This window comes from Pseudochelatococcus lubricantis (assembly GCF_011762225.1).
GTDB lineage: Bacteria > Pseudomonadota > Alphaproteobacteria > Rhizobiales > Beijerinckiaceae > Pseudochelatococcus > Pseudochelatococcus lubricantis.
Genome location: NZ_JAASQI010000001.1, coordinates 174,285 through 193,916, shown reverse-complemented (window position 1 = coordinate 193,916; position 19,632 = coordinate 174,285). Strand labels below are relative to the sequence as shown.

Below are 19,632 nucleotides of genomic sequence, written 5' to 3'. Positions count from 1 at the left end.
CCGGCGCCCGTTGGCGTTGTGATCAGGTCGGATGTCTGACATGTCGTTCTGGACAGCACTATGCATGCTGCATCCGTCCACGTAGCACCCGTATATGACCACTATATTATTCGCGGGGGATAAATCCTTGCTTTCGCTCATGTTCGGGCGCGCGAAAACCGGCACAGGCGGGGGGACTTCAGGACAAACGGGCGCGCGGCGCCTGCTGCTTCAGTTGCGCCCGCGCACCATGTCCTGCGAGAGCAGCAGCGCCGTCTCGCTGTTGAGGCGCAGGCGATAGACCTGCAGGTTTTCGAGCACCCGCTGCACGTAGTTGCGCGTTTCGGTGAAGGGGATGCGCTCCACCCAGTCGACAGGGTCGATGCCGGCCGAGCGCGGGTCGCCATAGGCCGCGATCCACTTGCGCACGTTGCCCGGGCCGGCATTGTAGGAGGCGATGGCGAGGATGTAGGAGCCCTTCCAGCGTTCGACGAGTTCCGCCAGATGGTTCGCGCCGAGTTGCGCGTTGTAGGCAGGATCGCTGGTGAGCCGCGCGAGATCGAACGGCAGGCCTGCGGCGCGCGCTGTTGCCTGCGCGGTGGCGGGCATGAGCTGCATGAGGCCGCGCGCGCCGGCGTGGGACACCGCCTTGCCGTCGAAGGCGCTTTCCTGCCGGGTGATCGCGTAGATCATCGGCTCCTCGATTGCCGCGCTGTTCACGTCGGGAATGCCAAAAGTGGGGAAGGCCGGCACGTCGAACGGCTTGCCCCTGTAGGCCGCGGCCTTGCCCATGATGAGAGCCGCGCGCGCATCGCGCGATTCCTGCACCAGTTCCGCCAGTGCCGCGAGATGGGCATCGTCGAGCGTGCGGGAGAGGCCGGGAAGAAACTGTAGCGCGAGGTCGGCTTCATCCGCCTCGAACAGCAGCCGCGCGGCCTGCACCGCCTTGGTCTGCGACAGATCGAAGCGGGCCTGCGCGGTGGGTTCCGGCAGGGCGCGCACGGCGACGGCGTTGAGGCCGAGCTTCTCGCGTGCGAGCTGCCCATAGTAGGTCGTGGCGTGGTCGGCGGCCTGCGTGAAATACGTCTTCGCCTCTTCCTCACTGCCTTGCGCCTGTGCCGCGCGGCCGCGCCAGTAGGCGACGCGGGCTATCGAGATCGGCAGGGTGGCGTGCGGCGCAGCCTCGGCGAAGTGCGTGGCGGCTTTTTCCGGCTGGTTGAGGAAGCGCAGTGCGATCCAGCCGGCGAAAAAGGAGGCGTCGATGCTGTCCGATTCGCGGATGGCGAACGGCAGGGCCGCCACGTCGTACGCGGCCTTCGCGTTGCCGCCGTCCAGCAGCGCGCGCGCGACGAGGCGCTGTTCCAGCGCCCAGTGCGAGCCGGTCGTGCCGCTGTCGGCCATTGCGTCTTCAGCGATGGCGTCTTCGGGAATGGGCGCTGTGATGACCTTGATCGCCGGCGTGTCTTCCGCCTCGCCGGCGGGCGCCGGCGGCTCCTCGCGCACGGACTTCGCCGCCGCGCGGGCGAGCGCGGCCGCCGCCTCCTTCAGGTTGCCGCCGCGCCGCTCGAAGCGCGCCTTCGCGAGCAGCCATTCCGGAGTGTCGCGCATGGCGGGGGGAACGGCGTCGAGCAGCTTGCCCGCATCCCGTGTGCGCTTGCTCGCGGCGATGAAGGCCTCCGCGAGCGCCACTTCCCCGCGCCCCGCCCGCAGCGCGGCATCGGTGGCCGCATCCCACTGTTCGGCGTAGAGCATGTTGCGCAGGCGGATGCGGTGATTGTCGGCGGAAAGGCCCGAGCCGTGGGTGTCGAGCAGGGAACGGCGCGCGGCGGGCGACAGTGCTTCCTGGTGCCAGAGCGCGCGTGCGATGGCGAGCGCCTGCCCGTCCCGCCCGCTGCTGGCGAGCGCGCGGCTGTAGGCCAGTCTCCCCACCGTCGTCGCCGGCGCCTGCCTGTCGAAGAACGCCAGCACCGCGTCGTCGGCCGGCGCGCCCTGCAGAAAGGTCGCCTCGGCGCGGCGCCGGAGCGCTTCGGCGCCCGGCCAGTCGGGATTGCGCGCGAGAAAGGTTTCGATACGTACCCGGTCGATGCCCGCGCTGCTCGCGCGCAGGGCGATCCATTCCAGCGCGTCGCGCGTCGCCTGGTCGCTCACCCGCGCGGCGACGGCGTCACCCTGATCGAGCTGGCCGGCGCGATAAAAACCGACGGCCTCGCGGAAGACGGACAGGTCGAACGTGGGCCAGCGTGGAACGATCGGGATGATAACCTCAGGCGGCTTCGGCGAATCGTCGGGCAGGGCGGCCATCTGCCGCGGGGCGGCCTCTTCCGGCGTCGTGGCGGGAGGGGCGCCGATGGAACTCGTGACCAGCGCCTCGTCCGCCGGCTCGCGCTCGTTCATCACGAGGCCCGGCCCCAGGATGACGGCAACGACGGCAAGCGTGAGGACAAGCCCGGTTCTAAAGCGCATCAATGGGTCTCCCTCGCAGGATGCGGGAACGGGCTTCTGTCTGCTTCCGGCTCCGCCACCGCGTTTCCGTCGCCCGCATCGTCGCCTCCAATCGTTCAAGAACTGTTAACCAGAACCGCAGATAGAGTGCGACTGCGCGGGCAACGCGGTGATAAATGTGTCCGATCGTCCCGCGTGATGCAATATGAGCCTTTGCGCAACCGCCTCCAAGTGATTAAGTATCAGCTTGCGCGGGTCGAGGCCCGACGATGATCAGACCATATCGGGAGAGCCCCCGTCATCTCGGGGGATATATCATGACAGCACATCGCCGCTTCAAGGGTTTGTACACCGCCCTCGTGACGCCGTTTCGCGACGGCAGGGTCGACGAGGATGCATTTCGCGCGCTCATCGCCTGGCAGATCGAGAATGGCGTCGACGGCCTTGTGCCGGTCGGCACCACCGGTGAGAGCCCCACGCTGAGCCACGAGGAGCACAAGCAGGTTGTCGCGTGGGCGGTGGAAGAGGCGAAAGGCCGCGTCCCGGTCGTGGCCGGGGCGGGATCGAACAGCACCGCGGAGGCGATCGATTTCGCCCGCCACGCAGAAGAGGTCGGTGCCGATGCCGTGCTCGTCGTCACGCCTTATTACAACAAGCCGAATCAGGAAGGGCTGTATCAGCACTTCAAGGCGGTCAACGACGCCATCGGCATTCCGATCATCATCTATAACATTCCGCCCCGCTCGGTGATCGATATGTCCGTGGAGACGATGGCGCGGCTCTATGAGCTGCCGAACATCGTCGGTGTGAAGGACGCCACCGCCAACATCGCCCGCGTCAGCCTGCAGCGCCAGGTGCTGGGGCCGGAGTTCGTCCAGTTCTCGGGCGAGGACGTGACGGCGCTCGGCTTCGTGGCGCACGGCGGCCACGGCTGCATTTCCGTTACCTCCAACACCGCCCCCCGGCAATGCGCGGACCTGCTGCACGCGGCGCTTTCGGGCGATTTCACCTCCGCGCTCGCCTTGCAGGACCGGCTTTTCCCGCTGCACACGGCGCTCTTCGCCGAGACCAACCCGTCGCCAGTCAAGTACGCGCTGTCGCGTATCGGACGGATTCACGACGAGGTGCGCCTGCCGATGGTTCCGGTGTCGGCCGCGACGAAAGCAAAGGTGGATGAGGCCCTCGCAATTGCCGGCGTGATCGACGGCTGACCTGATGGCTCCCAATGACAAGGGCGGGCAGCGGATTGTCGCCGACAACCGCAAGGCCCGCTTCAATTACGAAATCGTCGATACCATCGAGGCAGGCATCGCGCTGACCGGGACGGAGGTGAAGTCGCTGCGCACCGGCAAGGCGACCATCGGCGAGGCCTACGCAGGCCCGTCGGGCGAGGAATTTTTCCTCTTCAACGCCTATATCCCGGAATATCTGCAAGCCAACCGTTTCAACCACGAGACGCGCCGCCCCCGACGGCTGCTGCTGCACAAGCGACAGATCAACCGCCTGCTCGGCGCCACCCAGCGCGAGGGTTTCACCGTCGTGCCGCTGAAGATCTATTTCAACGATCGCGGGCGGGCCAAGGTGGAGATCGGGCTGGCGCGCGGCAAGCAGCTTCACGACAAGCGTGAGAGCGAGAAGAAGCGCACGTGGGATCGCGACCGCGCGCGCATCATGCGCGAAAAGGGATAACGCCGTTCCGCGACGGGCCATGCTCATCGCGAACGGTCGAACCTGCGCGGCTTCAGGCCGCGCGAGGGACGGCGTCCAGAAAATCCCGCACGTCGCCAAAGACCGCCCGGAACATCTCCGGCGTCAGCACCCGCGTATTCGTGTTGTAGCGCGAGCAATGGTAGCTGTCGAAAAGCCGCACGTTGCCAAGGTCGTAGTGGCCGCCGTGGCGGAACGGGACGCGCGTTGGCGCGCGTCCCAGCGCGCGCACAACCGTGTCGTGCGCCACGCGCCCGAGGGCGACGATGGCCTGCAGATTCGCCATTTCCGCGAGAGTGCCGGAGAGGAAGCGCCGGCAGGTGACGATCTCCGCGCCGGTCGGTTTGTTCTCGGGCGGTACGCAGCGCACGGCGTTCGTGATCCGGCTGTCGGCGAGTTCGAGGCCGTCGTCGGGCGAAGCGGCGTAACGGCCGCGCGCGAGGCCGAAGGTCAGCAGGGTTTCGTAGAGAAGGTCGCCGGCATAGTCGCCGGTGAACGGCCGCCCCGTGCGATTGGCGCCGCGCAGGCCGGGCGCGAGGCCGACGACCAGCAGGCGCGCGCCCACAGGGCCGAAAGATGGCACCGGTGCGTTGAACCACGCAGGCTCACGCGCCTGCCATTCCCGGCGGAACGCCGCGAGACGCGGGCAAAGATTGCAGTCGGGAGACGGCGTGCTGCCCGGATCAGGACAGGTCGCCGTCGTCATTGTTGTCCACCGGCTGGTTCCTGATTCCGTAGCGCCGCTCGACGAGCGAACGGCCCTTGACGTTTTCGGCGCGGTCATCGGCATCGGTGGCGAGCCGCACCGAACGCTCCGGCCGCTCGCTGTGTTCGCGGCCGATCAGGGGAGCGAGCTGGGTGATGTCGACGAACTCGTCGGCCTGGCGGCGCAGCTCGTCGGCGATCATGGGCGGCTGGGTCTGGATGGTGGAAACCACGATGACGCGCACGCCGCGACGCTGCATCGCCTCCACCAGCGAGCGGAAATCGCCATCGCCGGAAAACAGGATCATCTCGTCGATGTGGGGCGCGAGTTCGAGCGCATCGATGGCAAGCTCGATATCCATGTTGCCCTTGACCTTGCGCCGGCCGGAGGAGTCGATGAATTCCTTGGTCGGTTTGGTGACGACGCGGTAACCGTTATAGTCGAGCCAGTCGACCAGCGGACGGATGGATGAGTATTCCTGGTCCTCGATCATCGCGGTGTAATAGAACGCCCGGATCAGGCGGCCATTATGATTGTAGGACCGCAGCAGCCGCTTGAAATCGACGTCGAAGCCGAGGGTCTTGGTCGTTGCGTAAAGGTTGGCCCCATCAATGAACACGGCGCGCCGGCAGATCGTAGACATGATGCAATCTCTATAGGTTAAGTATAATTCATGGGTGCTGCTCCCGCCGACCTATGGAATCCGAGGCAATGGTTGGCGGACAACGGGTGTTTACTTTCTGGCTCCGGCAATATGCATAGTGCTGTTCAATCGCTCTGTTTTCACCTGCTCCTCTGTGACCATAGCCGCGAGCGTATCCCGCCGTATCCGCCGGGGGCGTGCCGTGCACGGTAACCCGAAGGACGTCGAATGCAACCTCGAAGAAACTATACTACATAACTTTCGCATCAATTCAAACAACCGCTACTCAAAATTTATCCATGTACCGATATCCTTACAAGTAACGAAAGTCGAATATAGAAAAATAATAGTCCTGCTTTCAAATGTATTGCAGCATATTGCGTTCTTATCGGTGATGCATGCAGGCGGAAGCGCGAAGCAAAGGCCGCGCATCTATCTCGTATTATCCATGGACTACGTCAATATGTCTACTCGCCATGGGGCTATACATGCCGCTTTCAGTTCGCGCATGTTGTCGCGTATGGAAAATTCTGGACATTTTCTGTCGCATGATTTCCACGAGACGGGCCGGACGGCGGGCGCCGGGCCGAAGAACCGGTGGACGGCCGTGGCGGCCGCCCTAATCCGTAATGCGTTCCGCCGAACTCACCGACCGTGTGGTCCGCAGTTCGGCGATCAGGCTGGTGAGGTGCTTGAGGTCCCACACCGACAGCCGGATGGTGAGATGCGTGAAATCGGGCGTGGGCCGCTTCATCGCGATATCCTCGATGTTCGCATCGTGGTCGGCGATGATCTGGGTGATCTCGGCGAGCGCTCCCGGTTCGTTGACGGCGCTGAGCGAGATGATGGCCGGGAAGCGCTGGATGTTCTCCTCGTCGACATCCCAGCGCACGTCGAGCCACCGTTCGGGCTCGTGCTCGAACGCCGCCAGCGCCTTCGACTGGATCGGGTAGATGGTGATGCCCTCGCCGGCGGTAAGGATGCCGACGATGCGGTCGCCCGGCACGGCGCCGCCCTCCGGCGCGAAGGTGACCGGCAGGTCGCTGTTGAAGCCGCGAATCGGGATCGCGTGCCGCCCGTCAGCTTCCTTGCCGCTGTCGGGCACCTTGAACTTCAGCGTCTCGCTGCCCTTGAGGCCGAACCAGCCGTGGCCGGACAGCCCGTCGACGGTCGGCCGCCGTTCGTCCTTGAAGTCGGGATAGACGGCCTTGACGACATCGCCCGAGAACATCTCGCCGCGCCCCACGGCCGCCAGCGCGTCGTCGAGGGAGGCGCGCGCCAGCCGCGGCAGGGCCGCCTTCAGCTTCTCGTCGGAGTAGGCGCGGCCTGCGCGTGCGAAGGCGCGCGCCAGAATCTGCGCGCCGAGCCCCGCATATTGCCGGCGCACGGCGTCGCGCGTCGCCCGGCGGATCGCGGCCCGCGCCTTGCCGGTGACGACGAGCGATTCCCATGCCGCCGGCGGTGTCTGGCCGTCGGCGCGCACGATTTCCACCTCGTCGCCGTTCTGCAGTTCCGAGAGCAGCGGCGCGATCTGGCCGTTGATCTTGGCGCCGACGGCCGTGTTGCCGACGTTGGTATGCACGGCATAGGCGAAGTCGATCGGCGTCGCGCCGCGCGGCAGCGCGATGAGCCGGCCCTTCGGCGTGAAGCAGAACACCTGGTCGTGGAACAGTTCGAGCTTGGTATGCTCCAGAAATTCCTCGGGGCTGTCACCTTCCGCCAGCAGGTCGACGGTGCGGCGCAGCCATTGATAGGCGCGGCTTTCATTCAGCAAGCGCCCGGTGCGTCCGTCCTTGTAGAGCGCATGCGCCGCGATACCGTACTCGGCGACCTCGTCCATGTCCTGCGTGCGGATCTGCAGCTCCACGCGCTGGTGGCCGGGGCCGATCACCGTGGTGTGGATGGAGCGGTAGTCGTTTTGCTTCGGGGTCGACACATAATCCTTGTAGCGCCCTGGCACCATCGGCCACGCGGTGTGCACGACGCCAAGCGCCCGGTAGCAGTCGTCGATGGAAGCGACGATGATGCGGAAGGCGAAGATGTCCGACAGCTGCTCGAACGCCAGCGACTTGCGCTCCATCTTCTTCCAGATGGAATAGGGGCGCTTGCGCCGGCCCTTGACGCAGGCGACGATGCCCTTTTCCGCGAGGCGCTCCGTCAGGTCGTGCTCGATCGTCTCGACCAGCTTGCCGTTGCGCGCGCTAACATTCTCCAGCCGGCGGGCGATGGTCTCGTAAGCTTCCGGCTTCAGGTGGCGGAAGGCGAGGTCCTCCAGCTCGTCGCGGAGTTCCTGAATGCCCATGCGCCCGGCGAGCGGCGCGTAGATCTCCAGCGTTTCCTCGGCGATGCGCGCCCGCTTCTCCTGCGCCATGAAGCCGAGCGTGCGCATGTTGTGCAGCCGGTCGGCGAGCTTGACCAGCAGCACGCGCACATCGGCGGCGATGGCGAGCAGCAGCTTGCGGAAGTTTTCGCCTTGCGTGGCCTTGCGAGAGACGAAGTCGAGCTTCTTGATCTTGGTCAGCCCGTCCACCAGCGCGCCGATCTCGGGGCCGAAGAGCTGGTCGATCTCCTCGCGCGTGGCCTCGGTGTCCTCGATCGTGTCGTGCAGCACGGCGGCGACGATGGTGGCGTCGTCGAGCTTGAGGTCCGTCAGGATGGCAGCGACTTCGAGCGGATGCGAGAAGAACAGGTCGCCCGACGCGCGCTTCTGGGTGCCGTGGGCCCGCATCGCATAGACATAGGCGCGGTTGAGCAGCCCTTCGTCGGCGTTGGGATCGTAGCGCTTCACGCGCTCTACAAGCTCGTACTGCCGCATGATCGGCAGCGCGCCTCTCACGCCGCGGGACTGCTCCGCGCCCGCCCGTTCCGTCTCGATACGCTCCGCCTCGCCCCGCTCCGTCACGGGCCGGCCTTCCGTCACCTGACTGTCTGCCACGGTAATCCCGATACTTTTCACCCGGCCCACGCGGACCCATGAAGAATTATGACAAAGGTTCCGATGAAAAACAAACGGGTGCGAGGCCGGAACGGAAAAGGCCCGGAACGATCCGGGCCTGCCAAACGCGCCTGAGCTGAAAGCGACAATCAGTCTTCGTCGTCGCTCGCGGCCGGCGGCACGAGCCCTTCAAGCCCGCGCAGCAGATCTTCCTCGCTCATGCGGTCGAACTGCACTTCGGTGTCGTCCACCGCGCCGCCCGTCGAGGTGCCGATCAGGGGAACCGCGTCCTCTTCCGGCTCGTCGACCTCGACATACTTCTGCAAGGAATGGATCAGGTCTTCCTTCAGATCCTCCGCCGCGAACTTCTCCTCGGCGATCTCGCGCAGCGCCACGACGGGATTTTTGTCACGGTCGCGGTCGACCAGCAGGGACGAGCCGGAGGAAATCATGCGGGCGCGGTGGCTCGCGAGGAGCACGAGCTCGAAACGGTTCTCAACCTTGTCGATGCAATCTTCGACGGTGACGCGAGCCATGACGGGCTCCTTTTCCTGCACGCAACGATAACAGACGAAGAAATCCGCCTATACCATTTCCATCGGAAATACAACATTTATATCACAATGGCAGAGCGGCGCCCGTCACAGCTCGTCGCGCGGGTTGGGTGTGTCGTTGCGGAACAGCGGCACCGGCGCTTCCTGCCGGAAACCTTCCGCGAGCCTCAGCGCCAGTTCCGCCATCACCATACGTGTGATTGTCGGCGTGTTCAGCGAGGCCGCGTCGTCGAGCCGCACCCAGACGAGTTCCACGAGTTCGTGGTCGGGGCCGTGCGCGCCTTCCACCGTGCGGGCGATGCTCGATGCCTCCGTCACGAAGAAGCGTGCGTCGAAGCGGCGCGGATAGCGCGGGGGCGTGATGGCGCGGGCGACGAAATGCAGCCCGTCGAGTTCCGGAAAAACCCCGTGCTCGGCGAAGGCGTGCCATTCGGCCGGCGTCTCCTCCGGTGCACCGTAATCGGTGGAGCCGATGAGGTGACCCGTTTCCTCGAAGGTTTCGCGGATCGCGGCGAGTGCCAGCGCGCGGGCGGTGAGGGGTGAGGGGTCCTCGACCTGCAGCATCAGCTTGTGCTCCGCCGCCGGATGCAGCGCGCCGGCGACCACCATCTCGCTGTCGCACGCCTCCAGCCGCCCGCCCGGGAAAACATAGGCGCCGGGCATGAACACATGGCGCTCGTGCCGCTTGCCCATCAGGACGTAGGGGCCTGTGAGCGTGTGGTCCAGGATGATGAGCGAGGCCGCGTCGCGCGGTACGATTTTCGTGTAGTCCGGCCTGTCTTCCGGCGCCTTCGGGGTGGTGGCTGCCTCGCTCATGGTCTCTCCCGTTCCTTCTTGTCAGTGTTGCCTGCGCGCGGGCGCAGGGCCGCCTCGTCCTCCTGCGGACCGCCGAAGCCGTGCATGTGCAGCGCCCACTGGTAGCCCACCACCGCGCCCTTGACGGGCCGCATCATCACCAGCGCGACGGCGAGGGTCAGCAGCGGCCACAGGATCATCTGCGTGGTGGTGGAGTAATCCGCGAACATCTCCACCGCCAGCACGAGCGTGATGATGATGTGCCCGACGATGGTGATCACGATATAGGGCGGCAGGTCGTCGGCACGGTGGTGGTGCAGTTCCTCTCCGCAGGCGGGGCAGCGGTCCGCGATCCTGAGATAGCCGTCGAAGATCGCACCCTCTCCGCAAGCCGGGCAGCGGCATTGCAGCCCGCGCCGCACGGAAAGCCAGATGTCGCGTTGCGGCTGCGCGTCCGCCGCCGGATGCAGGTCCGGCCTGCCTGTCAACCGTTCGATGGTCATGGGCGGCGTTTCCTTCCCCCTGTCGTTGTCGCGCCGCGTGCTGGTGCCTCGTCGATTCCGGCGCGCCGTATGCGGCTGCCGCGCCGCGGCGTGCGCCCGGCGTCGCCGCCGAGCAGCTCGAACCTCAGGGCGCCGGCGATCGGCACGGCCTCGACGAGCCGCACCTCCACCCGGTCGCCCAGCCGATAGGTCTTGCGTGAGCGGCTGCCGACGAGGGCATGCAGCGTCTCGTCGAAACGGAAATAGTCCTGCCCCAGCGTGGAAGCGGGAATGAAGCCGTCGGCGCCAGTGTCGTCAAGCTTCACGAAAAGGCCGGCGCCCGTCACGCCCGCGATGCGGCCTGCGAAGGTGGCGCCGATCTGGTCGGCCATGAAATGGGCGATCAGCCGGTCCGTCGTCTCCCGCTCCGCCGCCATGGCGCGCCGCTCGGCCGCCGATATCTGGGCCGCGACCTCCGCCAGCTCCTCGCGCGAGGCGTGGGCCGGCAGGCCATCCTTGCCGAGCTTGAGCGCCCGGATGAGGCCGCGATGCACCACGAGGTCGGCATAGCGGCGGATGGGCGACGTGAAATGCGCATAGCGGCGCAGGTTGAGGCCGAAATGGCCGTAGTTGTCGGCGGAGTACTCGGCTTGCGCCTGCGTGCGCAACACCACCTCGTTGACGAAGTCACGGTTTGGCGAGCCCTCGACATGCGCGAGGATGCGGTTAAAGAGTGTGGGCGACAGCGCGCCCGTCTTCGGAGCCTTGATGCCGATGGAGGCGAGCACCTCCGCGAGCGCGCGCAGTTTCTCCGGCGAGGGCTCGTCGTGGGTGCGGTAGATCAGCGGCGAGCCCGCCTGCTCCAGCGTTTCCGCCGCGCAGACGTTGGCGAGGATCATGCATTCCTCGATGAGGCGATGCGCGTCCAGCCGCTCGGGCATCACGACGCGGTCGAGCGTGCCGTCGGGCTTCAGGATCAGCTTGCGCTCCGGCAGGTCGAGCGCCAGCGGGTCGCGCTCGTCACGCGCGTCGGTCATCGCCGCGTAGGCGTCCCACAGCGGCCTCAGCACGCTGTCGAGGATGGGGCCGGTCGTGTCGTCCGGCGCGCCGTCTATGGCGGCCTGCGCCTGGGGATAGGCGAGCTTCGCGGCCGAGCGCATCATGATGCGGTGGAAGGTGTGATGACGCTTGCGGCCGCGGACGTCGATCACCATGCGCACGGCGAGCGCCGCGCGGTCCTCCCGCGGGCGCAGCGAGCCGAGGTCGTTGGAGATGCGCTCGGGCAGCATCGGCACCACGCGGTCGGGGAAATAGACCGAATTGCCGCGTTCCAGCGCGTCCCTGTCTAGCGCCGTGCCGGGGCGTACATAGGCCGCGACGTCGGCGATCGCCACCGTCACGATGAAACCGCCGGCGTTCGCGGGATCGGAGTCCGGCGTGGCATGGACCGCGTCGTCGTGGTCCTTCGCGTCGGCGGGGTCGATGGTGACGAGCGGCAGCGTGCGCCAGTCCTCCCGGCCCGCCAGCGGCGCGGGCTGCGCCTCTTCCGCCTCGCGCAGGGCGGCAGGGGAGAAGACGTCCGGAATGTCGTGCGCGCGGATGGCGATCAGGCTCACCGCGCGTTCCGATTTCAGCGACCCCAGCCGCTCGCTCACCTTGGCGAAGGACGAACCGAATCGGCCCGCGCGGGCGACGGAGACGGAAACGAGATCGCCGTCCTGTGCATCGCCGGCATCCCCCGGCCGGATCGGCATCTCGCGCCCGAGCAGTTTCTTGTCGACGGGCACGAGCCGCCCGCCGGGGCCGTCCGGGTTGGCGCGGAAAATGCCGAGCACCTGCGCGCGCACCTTCGCCAGCACCTTGATGACGCGGCCAACGTAAGCTACTGTCGCAGAAGGAGTTTCTTCGGAATCACGGTCACGGTTGGCCTCGATCCGCAGCAGCACGCGGTCGCCCACGCCGGGCACCGGCTGGCCGGGCCGCTGGCGGCGCGGCAGGTGGACGAGGATACGCGGCGCGCGTGCGTCGCCATCGGCGTCGTCCCATTCCGCGGGCCTGGCGATGAGTTCGCCGTCGCGGTCGCGGGCGGTGATGTCGGCGAGCACCACGGGCGGCAGGCTGCCCGTGCGGTTCAGCGTCTTGTGGCGGCGGTCGATCGCGCCCTCGTCTTCCAGTTCACGCAGGATGCGCTTCAGCCAGATGCGCTGGCCGCCGCCGATGCCGAAGGCGCGGGCGATCTCACGCTTGCCGACCTTGCCGGGCGACTCCGTGATGAAGCTGACGATCTGCTCCTTGGTCGGCAGAAATTCCTCCGGCGATCCGGCGCTTCCTTCCCCGGCGGCTTCGGGGCGCGCGCGCGTCTTGCGTGCCCGTGCCGGTGCGGCGGTTGCCGTGGTGGAGCGGTTCCTGATCTGTCTGGCCACTGTCTGTTCCAAGCCGACCTGTCGCGGCGAAGTGAGACTTCCTTCTCGCACGTTGCGGACGTTTGCGCCAGTCGGTCGCGAACGCGCCGCGCTCTTGCGTTTCGCGTCCGATCGGTTCACACAGCGGCCATGAGCGATCACCCCACGCGCGACGTCGGCTTTGGCGTCTATGTCCATTGGCCGTTCTGCGCCTCGAAGTGCCCGTACTGCGACTTCAACAGCCACGTTCGCCACGAGCCGGTGGACGAACGCCGTTTCGCGGCCGCCTTCGCGCGGGAGATCGCCCACAATGCCGCGCTCGCGCCCGGGCGCACGGTGACGTCCATCTTCTTCGGCGGCGGCACGCCCTCGCTGATGCAGCCGGCGACGATCGGCGTCATCCTCGACGCCATCGCCACGCACTGGAGCGTCGCTCCCGGCGCGGAAGTCACGCTGGAGGCCAACCCTACCAGCGTGGAGGCGGAGCGCTTCCGCGGCTACCGGCTGGCCGGCGTCAACCGCGTGTCGCTGGGGGTGCAGGCGCTCGACGACGCTGACTTGCGCGCCTTGGGACGCAGGCACACGGCGGCGGAGGCGCTTGCCGCCGTCCGGCTCGCCGCGCAAAGTTTCGAGCGCTATTCCTTCGACCTCATCTACGCCCGCCCGCGACAGACGCCGCAGGCGTGGGCGGCGGAGTTGGAGCAGGCCATCGCGCATGCCGTGGAGCATCTGTCGCTCTATCAGCTCACCATCGAGCCCGGCACCTGGTATGCCCGGCTTCACGCTGCCGGCAAGCTCGTCATTCCGGACGACGACGCGGCGCGCGACCTTTATGACGTCACGCAGGAGGTCTGCGCCCGCCATGGCCTGCCCGCCTACGAAATCTCGAATCATGCCAGACCCGGCGCGGAAAGCCGCCACAACCTGCTCTACTGGCGCTATGGCGAATACGCCGGCGTCGGTCCCGGCGCGCACGGGCGGCTTGTCACCAACGAAGGGCGCATGGCGCTTTCCACGGAGCGCAATCCCGAGCAATGGCTGGCGCTGGTCGAGCGCGACGGCAACGCCATTATCGAGCGCGAATGCCTGGACATGGGGACGCAGGCGGACGAATTCCTGCTCATGGGCCTGCGGCTGGTGGAAGGCATCGACCCGCAACGCTACGCGCAGTTCGCCGGCCGTCCGCTGCCGGCGGAAAACCTGCGCTTCCTCGCCGAGCAGGGCCTCGTCGACACGGCGGGCGGCCGCCTGCGCGCCACCGCCGCCGGCCTGCCCGTGCTGAACGCACTCATCGCCGATCTTGCGGCGTGACGCATCGTCAACACGACGGCGCCCGTCGATTGCATTTCCGACGACAATCCCGACGCCGCCCAGCGGTTGCAGGGAGAGATTCAGGTAAAGGCCGGCCTTACTCCGGATTATCGCAGGCTTTATCGTGCGCGGCGGGTGGCGGGCACACGTGAGATGATTGTCAGGTCCAACTACAGCTCTAACTACGCGGAAACACTGCAGGCGATCTCGATCTGGCGCATCCTGCATGCGGCGCGCGATTGGCCGCCTATCGCTTCGCCTCCAGCAGCGCTTCATGCAACGCCTCGCCGAGGCTGGCGCGTTCGTCGGGCGAGAGGGCGTCGCCCACCGTCACCCGCTGGCCGCGCGAGACGAGCGCGAGTCTCTCAACGCCCGACTCGACATGCGCCGTCTGCTCCAGGCGTGTCCAGAGAGGATTGAAGCGCCATTCCCGCCATATGCCCCGATGGCTGACCTTGCGCAGCAGCAGTTCGATGCGCGACAGCCAGACCTCCTCGAAGGATGCGGCCCGGCGGAAGTTGACGCGGAAGGCGATGTAGAGTGCGAGCAGATCGAGCCCGAAGAAGCCCGCTACCGGCCACGCGCCCATCAGCACGAAAGGCAGGCTGGAAATCACGCTCGCCAGACAGATGAGCGTCATGGTAATGCGGAACGCCTGCCGCCCCATGGAGCGGTGCGGCGTGATGCGTGCGGCGAACAGCGTCGCATCGGGCGCATGCGCGTTCACGGAGGCGGGAACGTCGGCTGGGGTCATTCGGCCGGGGCCTTGGGGGCGTCACATTTTCTACGAGTAACTTTTTCTGCAAGTAACTTTATACCCGAAAATCATCCGGAGCGAATCATAAAAGCCGTGACCAGCAGCGCCGTACCGTCATCCGCCGCCAGCCCCGTCGATCCCGCCACTGTGGAGGAGATTTTCCGCCGCTTCGAGGCGGCCAACCCGGAGCCGAAGGGCGAACTCGAATACACGAATCCCTTCACGCTGCTGGTGGCGGTGGCGCTGTCAGCGCAGGCGACGGACGTGGGCGTCAACAAGGCGACGCGCGCGCTGTTCGCGGTTGCGGACACACCCGAGAAGATGGCGGCGCTCGGCGAGGAAAGGCTGCGCGACTATATCAAAACGATCGGCCTGTACCGCAACAAGGCGAAGAACGTCATCGCGCTCTCGCGGATGCTGGTCGAACAGTACCATTCCACCGTGCCGCGCACGCGCGAGGAGCTGGAAAAACTGCCGGGCGTGGGCCGCAAGACGGCAAACGTCGTGCTCAACATCGCCTTTGGCCAGCCGACGATAGCCGTGGACACGCACCTGTTCCGCGTCTCGAACCGCATTCCGCTCGCTATCGGCGCTACGCCGCTTGCGGTTGAACTCGGGCTGGAGCGGATCGTGCCCGCCCGCTACGCCCGCCACGCGCATCATTGGCTCATCCTGCACGGCCGCTATGTCTGCAAGGCGCGCAAGCCGGAATGCCCGCGCTGCCTTATCAACGACTTATGTCGCTATGAGCCGAAAACCGCTTGACTCTTCGCCGGGAACAGCGGTCCCGGAAACGGGAATCACGGTCACGGAACCCGGATTCAACTGGCGGCCGTTTCCTTCTGGCGGCGCTCGATGGCGTCCCAGATGATGGCGGCGACGTCGGGCCCGCCGTTGCGCTTGATGGCGCGGATGCCGGTGGGGGAGGTGACGTTGATCTCGGTGAGATAGCCGTCGATCACGTCGATGCCGACGAACAGCAGGCCGCGTTCGCGCAGATGCGGGCCGATGGTCTCGCAGATCTGGCGCTCGCGCTCCGTCAGCTCAGTGGCGAGGGCCGCGCCGCCCCTTACCATGTTGGAGCGTATATCGTTTTCGGCCGGCACGCGGTTGACGGCGCCCGCATACTCGCCATCGGCAAGAATGATGCGCTTGTCGCCGAGCTTCACCTGCGGCAGAAACTTCTGCACCACCCAGGGCTCGCGGAAGGTGACGGAGAACAGGTCGAAGAGCGAGCCGAAATTGCCGTCCTGCTCGTTCACCTGGAACACCGAGGCGCCGCCGTGGCCGTAGAGCGGCTTCATGACGACAGGCCCGTGTTCGGCGCGGAAGGCGTTGATTTCGTCCTTGTCGCGGGTGATCAGGGTGGGGGGCATCAACTCGGGAAAAGCGGTCACGAAAACCTTCTCCGGCGCGTTGCGCACGGAGGCCGGATCGTTGACCACGAAGGTTTTCGGGTGGATGCGTTCGAGCAGGTGCGTTGACGTGATATAGGCGAGATCGAAGGGCGGATCCTGCCGCAGCAGCACGACGTCGGTCTCTTCCTCCAGATCGATGCGGCGCACCTCGCCGAGTGTCGCGTAGTCGGGCGCGGCGACGTCGCGCACGGCGAGCGGGCGCACCTTCGCCGTGACGCGGCTGTCGCGCAGCGTCAGGGAATCGGGCGTGTAGTACAGCAGTTCATGTCCGCGCTTCTGCGCCTCCAGCAGCAGGGCGAAGGTGGAATCGCCAGCCACGTTGATACGCTCGATCGGGTCCATCTGGACGGCCACGACAAGACTCATCGCCACGATACTCCGGTTGTCAGCAACGGTCCGTTTTTATGCGCCGGCGCGGCTGGTCCCGCAATCGCAAAACTTCAGTCCAGACAAAGCGTCATGACGTCAGCCACATGGCGGGGCAGGCTGCGGCGGCCGATGAACACCGCGTCGCAGCGCAGCGTCAGCGGCATCGCCCAGCCGTTGCGCGTCAGCCAGTGGCGGGCGGCGCCGGCGATGCGCCGCTCCTTCCCGCCCGTGATCGCGACACGGGCGTCGTCGAGCGCCGCCCGTGCCTTCACCTCGACGAAGGCGACGGTGCCGCCGCGCCGGGCGATGATGTCGATCTCGCCGCCGGCCGCCCTGTAGCGGCGCGCCAGGATGCGATAGCCCTTCAGCATGAGCAGCAGGGCGGCGAGGCTTTCGGCCCGCTGGCCGGCGTCATGTGTCGCGGCCCGCCGCAGGCCCGGCGGTGGCTTGTTCATGGCGCGCCTTCACCGCCCTCGTCGCGGGCGGCGGCGAGCTGCAGCGCGCGGGCGTAGACCTCTCGTTTCGGCTGCCCGGTCGCGGCCGAGACGATGGCTGCGGCGTCCTTGACGCTGTGCCGGGCGAGCGCGGTTTCGATGCGCGCGTCGAGGTCGGCCTGCGACAGTGCCTTCGCGCCCTCGGGCGGCGGGCCGATCAGCACCACGATCTCGCCCTTCGGTGTCTCGTCCGCATAGCTGCGGGCGAGGGCCGGCAATGTGTCGCGCCGCACTTCCTCGTAAAGCTTCGTCAGTTCGCGGGCCACGGCGGCGGGCCGCTCGCCGAGAATGTCCGCCGCGTCGGCCAGCATTTCGCTCAGCCGGCGGGGCGATTCGAACAGCACCAGCGTCGCCGGAATGTCGCCTAGCGCGGCGAGTCGCGCGCGGCGGGGGCCGCTTTTCGTCGGCAGGAAGCCCTCGAAGAAGAAGCGGTCCGTCGGCAGGCCCGAGACGACGAGCGCCGTGAGCACCGCCGACGGGCCGGGGTTGGACGTGACCTTGATGCCGTGGGCGAGCGCATCCTCGACCAGCCGGTAGCCGGGATCGGAAACGAGCGGCGTGCCCGCATCCGACACCAGCGCCAGCGCCTCGCCGGCCTCCAGGCGGGCGAGCACCCTGGGCCGCATCTGCTCCGCGTTGTGCTCGTGATAGGCGATGAGCGGGGTGGTGATGCCGTAGTGGGCGAGCAGCACCTTGGTCACGCGCGTATCCTCGGCAAGGATGGCGTCGGCGGCGGCGAGCGTCCCGAGCGCGCGGAAGGTGATATCCTTGAGGTTGCCGATCGGGGTCGCGACGATGTGCAGGCCCGGCGCGATCGGCTCCGCCTCTGCCGCGAGGCCGAAGGCGGTGAAGCGGGAGGCGGCGGCCGGCGCCGCGCCGGGCGGAGGCGGGAGGGGCGTGGCGCTGCCGGGGTCGCGCACCGGCGCGCGCTTGTCTTCACTCATTTCATCCATATCCTCTTCACACCGACCATGCCTCCCTGCCGCGTCGGCTTTCCGGGTGTCGTCAACGTGATTCTGTTCCCGCGCCGGCAGCATGACACAGGGGCGGGCCGTCGATAAATGGGGATAACAGCCCGCGGCCCCCCGGACAACGCCCGGAAGGACGCGGCGACGTTTTGGAAGCGACGTAAAGAGGTGTTAACCTTTGATTGCGAAATAGCTTCAAGCCGGTAGTATCGGCAGCGGTCTGTCCGGTCGCTACGATCGGCCGCGCCGCCGGCGTGTTCGTCGCCAAGCGTCCGAACGTGCCGGGTGCCTGCAAACCCCGCTGTCTTGCAGACCTGCCGTCCTGTATGAGCCTGCCATGCCACGAGCCAGGGAGAGTGCCGTGTTCCGTGCCGTCAACCGCAACCTGCCATCCAGCGTCTCAAGACCGGGTGCTTCAGGGCCGCAGAGTTCCGCCCCCGCGTCGGGGATGCGCGCCGCAGGTTTCAGGGGCCTCGCGGCTGCCGTGCTCGCCAGCCTGTTCCTTGCCGGCTGTTCCGGCTCGGGCGGGTTCTTCGGTCTTGGCGGATCGGAAGGCGGCGGCGGCACCGAGGCTGCGCCGGCGAGCACCATCGGCACGGGTTCGGTGAAGGTGGCCCTCGTGTTGCCGCTCTCGGCGCAGGGTGGCGCCGGCGCCACGGCGCAGTCGCTTCGCAACGCGGCGGAGCTGGCGATCAGCGAGTTCAACGAGCCCGACATCCAGCTTCTCGTGCGGGACGATCGGGGCACCGAGGCCGGCGCGCGCGATGCGACGCGGGCAGCGATCGATCAGGGCGCGGAACTCGTGCTCGGGCCGCTGTTCTCGGCCTCTACCCGCGCGGCGGGGGCGGTGGCGCGTCCGCACAACCGTCCGGTCATCTCGTTTTCCACCGACAGCTCCGTCGCCCAGCCCGGCGTCTACCTGCTGAGCTTCCTGCCGGAGACGGAGGTCGACCGCATCATCCGCTTCGCTTCCCAGCGCGGCCGCAAGTCCTTTGCCGCGCTTGTTCCCGACAACGCCTACGGCAAGGTGGTGCAGGCGGCGTTCCAGACGACCGTCGCATCCACGGGCGGGCGCGTCGTCGCCATCGAAACCTACGCCGCCGACCGCTCCAACCTGCAGCAGGCCGTGCAGCGCATCGCGGCGCACGCCGGCCAGATCGATGCGCTGTTCCTGCCCGACAACGCCGATACTCTGCCGAGCGCGGCGCAGTACCTGCGCACGGCGGGCGTCGATACGGGGCGGGTGAAGCTGCTCGGCACCTCGCTGTGGAACGATCCGCGCGCACTGGCGGCGCCCGGCCTGCAGGGCGGCTGGTTCGCCGCGCCCGATTCGGCCGGTTTCAACGCCTTCTCCCAGCGCTATCGCGCGAAGTTCGGCGCGGAGCCGGCGCGCATCGCGAGCCTGGCTTACGACGCGGTCTCGCTGGCGGCCGCGCTGGTGCGCACGCAGGGATCGCAGCGCTTCTCCACCACCGTGCTGACGAACCGCGCGGGCTTTGCCGGCGCGGACGGCGTGTTCCGCTTCAACGCGAACGGCACCAACGACCGCGCGCTCGCGGTGCTGGAAGTGCGCCAGAACGCGGCCGTCACCGTCAGCGCCGCACCGCGCGAGCTGCGCTGACGAACCGCATGCGGGGAGGGCGATGTCCTTCCCCGCTTCCCGGCGGCCG

General features: G+C 67.2%; 17 protein-coding genes. 5 read left to right on the top strand and 12 right to left on the bottom strand.

Features of this window, described 5'->3' with window-relative positions:
- Positions 1-210: 210 nt before the first annotated feature.
- The gene (locus tag FHS82_RS00800) at positions 211-2,442 is read right to left on the bottom strand and encodes a lytic transglycosylase domain-containing protein (RefSeq protein WP_166947736.1); all 2,232 of its coding nucleotides are present in this window, start codon (positions 2,440-2,442) and stop codon (positions 211-213) included.
- Between the two features lie 296 nt (positions 2,443-2,738).
- On the opposite strand from FHS82_RS00800, the gene dapA reads away from it, so the two are divergent.
- A complete protein-coding gene (dapA, locus tag FHS82_RS00795) occupies positions 2,739-3,632 on the top strand; it encodes a 4-hydroxy-tetrahydrodipicolinate synthase (RefSeq protein ID WP_166947734.1) in 894 nt (297 codons plus the stop codon).
- A gap of 4 nt (positions 3,633-3,636) precedes the next feature.
- The gene (gene smpB, locus FHS82_RS00790) at positions 3,637-4,110 is read left to right on the top strand and encodes an SsrA-binding protein SmpB (protein ID WP_166947732.1); all 474 of its coding nucleotides are present in this window, start codon (positions 3,637-3,639) and stop codon (positions 4,108-4,110) included.
- A gap of 52 nt (positions 4,111-4,162) precedes the next feature.
- On the opposite strand, the gene FHS82_RS00785 is transcribed toward smpB, so the two are convergent.
- The 7 genes from FHS82_RS00785 to rnr form a co-directional block, all read right to left on the bottom strand.
- On the bottom strand, positions 4,163-4,834 hold the full coding sequence (locus FHS82_RS00785) for a uracil-DNA glycosylase (RefSeq protein ID WP_166947730.1): 672 nt from the start codon (positions 4,832-4,834) through the stop codon (positions 4,163-4,165).
- Positions 4,812-5,477, bottom strand: a complete 666-nt coding sequence (locus FHS82_RS00780) for a LabA-like NYN domain-containing protein (RefSeq protein ID WP_166947728.1) — start codon at positions 5,475-5,477, stop codon at positions 4,812-4,814. Before FHS82_RS00780 ends, FHS82_RS00785 begins: the two co-directional genes overlap by 23 nt.
- A 619-nt stretch (positions 5,478-6,096) precedes the next feature.
- Positions 6,097-8,295, bottom strand: coding sequence for a RelA/SpoT family protein (locus tag FHS82_RS00775; RefSeq protein ID WP_166948857.1), 2,199 nt, complete (start codon positions 8,293-8,295; stop codon positions 6,097-6,099).
- 266 nt (positions 8,296-8,561) lie between these two features.
- Positions 8,562-8,948 carry a DNA-directed RNA polymerase subunit omega gene (rpoZ, locus tag FHS82_RS00770; RefSeq protein ID WP_166947726.1) on the bottom strand — a complete coding sequence of 129 codons (387 nt, stop codon included), beginning with the start codon at positions 8,946-8,948 and terminating at the stop codon, positions 8,562-8,564.
- Positions 8,949-9,053: 105 nt separating this feature from the next.
- The gene (locus FHS82_RS00765) at positions 9,054-9,782 is read right to left on the bottom strand and encodes an NUDIX hydrolase (RefSeq protein WP_166947725.1); all 729 of its coding nucleotides are present in this window, start codon (positions 9,780-9,782) and stop codon (positions 9,054-9,056) included.
- A complete protein-coding gene (locus FHS82_RS00760; protein ID WP_166947723.1) occupies positions 9,779-10,264 on the bottom strand; it encodes a DUF983 domain-containing protein in 486 nt (161 codons plus the stop codon). Before FHS82_RS00760 ends, FHS82_RS00765 begins: the two co-directional genes overlap by 4 nt.
- Positions 10,261-12,546 (bottom strand): ribonuclease R, encoded by a 2,286-nt coding sequence (rnr, locus tag FHS82_RS00755; RefSeq protein WP_246225016.1) that lies wholly within the window; start codon positions 12,544-12,546, stop codon positions 10,261-10,263. Before rnr ends, FHS82_RS00760 begins: the two co-directional genes overlap by 4 nt.
- 249 nt (positions 12,547-12,795) lie before the next feature.
- Between rnr and hemW the strand changes: the two genes are divergently transcribed.
- Positions 12,796-13,956, top strand: a complete 1,161-nt coding sequence (hemW, locus tag FHS82_RS00750) for a radical SAM family heme chaperone HemW (protein ID WP_166947719.1) — start codon at positions 12,796-12,798, stop codon at positions 13,954-13,956.
- A gap of 247 nt (positions 13,957-14,203) precedes the next feature.
- On the opposite strand, the gene FHS82_RS00740 is transcribed toward hemW, so the two are convergent.
- On the bottom strand, positions 14,204-14,710 hold the full coding sequence (locus FHS82_RS00740; RefSeq protein ID WP_166947717.1) for a DUF2244 domain-containing protein: 507 nt from the start codon (positions 14,708-14,710) through the stop codon (positions 14,204-14,206).
- A 96-nt stretch (positions 14,711-14,806) separates the two neighbouring features.
- On the opposite strand from FHS82_RS00740, the gene nth reads away from it, so the two are divergent.
- On the top strand, positions 14,807-15,478 hold the full coding sequence (gene nth / locus FHS82_RS00735) for an endonuclease III (RefSeq protein ID WP_343042473.1): 672 nt from the start codon (positions 14,807-14,809) through the stop codon (positions 15,476-15,478).
- A gap of 56 nt (positions 15,479-15,534) precedes the next feature.
- On the opposite strand, the gene gshB is transcribed toward nth, so the two are convergent.
- The 3 genes from gshB to rsmI form a co-directional block, all read right to left on the bottom strand.
- Positions 15,535-16,497, bottom strand: coding sequence for a glutathione synthase (gene gshB, locus FHS82_RS00730; protein WP_166947713.1), 963 nt, complete (start codon positions 16,495-16,497; stop codon positions 15,535-15,537).
- Positions 16,498-16,571: 74 nt separating this feature from the next.
- Entirely contained in the window at positions 16,572-16,955 is a 384-nt protein-coding gene (locus FHS82_RS00725; protein ID WP_166947711.1) for a YraN family protein, read from the bottom strand.
- Positions 16,952-17,938: a 16S rRNA (cytidine(1402)-2'-O)-methyltransferase gene (gene rsmI, locus FHS82_RS00720; RefSeq protein WP_166947709.1), complete on the bottom strand. Its 987-nt coding sequence runs from the start codon at positions 17,936-17,938 to the stop codon at positions 16,952-16,954. The genes FHS82_RS00725 and rsmI overlap by 4 nt, the downstream gene beginning before the upstream one ends.
- 361 nt (positions 17,939-18,299) lie before the next feature.
- On the opposite strand from rsmI, the gene FHS82_RS00715 reads away from it, so the two are divergent.
- Positions 18,300-19,583, top strand: a complete 1,284-nt coding sequence (locus FHS82_RS00715; protein WP_246224953.1) for a penicillin-binding protein activator — start codon at positions 18,300-18,302, stop codon at positions 19,581-19,583.
- Positions 19,584-19,632: the final 49 nt, after the last annotated feature.

Bases quoted from the DNA above. Each gene is read 5' to 3' on its own strand.
- smpB (WP_166947732.1), top strand. From the start codon at position 3,637: ATGGCTCCCAATGACAAGGGCGGGCAGCGGATTGTCGCCGACAACCGC.
- dapA (WP_166947734.1), top strand. From the start codon at position 2,739: ATGACAGCACATCGCCGCTTCAAGGGTTTGTACACCGCCCTCGTGACG.
- hemW (WP_166947719.1), top strand. From the start codon at position 12,796: ATGAGCGATCACCCCACGCGCGACGTCGGCTTTGGCGTCTATGTCCAT.
- FHS82_RS00800 (WP_166947736.1), bottom strand. From the start codon at position 2,442: ATGCGCTTTAGAACCGGGCTTGTCCTCACGCTTGCCGTCGTTGCCGTC.
- FHS82_RS00725 (WP_166947711.1), bottom strand. From the start codon at position 16,955: ATGAACAAGCCACCGCCGGGCCTGCGGCGGGCCGCGACACATGACGCC.
- rpoZ (WP_166947726.1), bottom strand. From the start codon at position 8,948: ATGGCTCGCGTCACCGTCGAAGATTGCATCGACAAGGTTGAGAACCGT.
- FHS82_RS00765 (WP_166947725.1), bottom strand. From the start codon at position 9,782: ATGAGCGAGGCAGCCACCACCCCGAAGGCGCCGGAAGACAGGCCGGAC.
- FHS82_RS00780 (WP_166947728.1), bottom strand. From the start codon at position 5,477: ATGTCTACGATCTGCCGGCGCGCCGTGTTCATTGATGGGGCCAACCTT.
- gshB (WP_166947713.1), bottom strand. From the start codon at position 16,497: ATGAGTCTTGTCGTGGCCGTCCAGATGGACCCGATCGAGCGTATCAAC.
- FHS82_RS00740 (WP_166947717.1), bottom strand. From the start codon at position 14,710: ATGACCCCAGCCGACGTTCCCGCCTCCGTGAACGCGCATGCGCCCGAT.
- rsmI (WP_166947709.1), bottom strand. From the start codon at position 17,938: ATGAGTGAAGACAAGCGCGCGCCGGTGCGCGACCCCGGCAGCGCCACG.
- FHS82_RS00760 (WP_166947723.1), bottom strand. From the start codon at position 10,264: ATGACCATCGAACGGTTGACAGGCAGGCCGGACCTGCATCCGGCGGCG.
- FHS82_RS00785 (WP_166947730.1), bottom strand. From the start codon at position 4,834: ATGACGACGGCGACCTGTCCTGATCCGGGCAGCACGCCGTCTCCCGAC.
- FHS82_RS00715 (WP_246224953.1), top strand. From the start codon at position 18,300: ATGCCACGAGCCAGGGAGAGTGCCGTGTTCCGTGCCGTCAACCGCAAC.